1 protein-coding gene is annotated in these 424 nt (G+C 73.1%); it reads right to left on the bottom strand.

What is annotated here, in order from left to right; genetic code table 11:
• The coding region (locus PUR71_RS23040) for an AMP-binding protein (protein WP_329928983.1) at nucleotides 1-424 on the bottom strand (424 nt) is incomplete at both ends.

The raw sequence follows: 424 nt of genomic DNA, 5'->3' as shown, positions 1-424 counted from the left end.
TTGGCGAGGCCGGCGTGCGGGACCTGGACGGCCTTGGGGGTGCCGGTGGAGCCGGAGGTGTAGATCAGGTAGGCCGCGTTCTGCGGGTGGACCCGGCAGGGCAGGTCCGTCTCGAGACGCGCCGCCACCGCGGCCGCCGTCGCCGGATCGTCCAGCAGCAGACACGGCCCGTCGATCCCCAGCACCGAAGTGGTCAGCACCAGCGAGGGCCGGGCATCCGCCACCATGAACTCCACCCGCCGACGCGGATACCCCGGGTCCACCGGCAGGTACGTCCCGCCCGCCTTCAACACGGCCAGCACGGACACCACCGCGTCCACCGACCGCGGCAGCGCCACCGCCACCACCGACTCCGGACCCACACCCCGCACCACCAACTCCCGCGCCAGCCGGTTCGCCCGCGCGTTCAGCTCACCGAAGCTCA

It is taken from the genome of Streptomyces sp. SP17BM10, from assembly GCF_036322405.1.
Taxonomy (GTDB): domain Bacteria; phylum Actinomycetota; class Actinomycetes; order Streptomycetales; family Streptomycetaceae; genus Kitasatospora.
The sequence above is the reverse complement of the archived record's forward strand: the minus strand, read 5'-3'. Positions and strand labels throughout refer to the sequence as shown.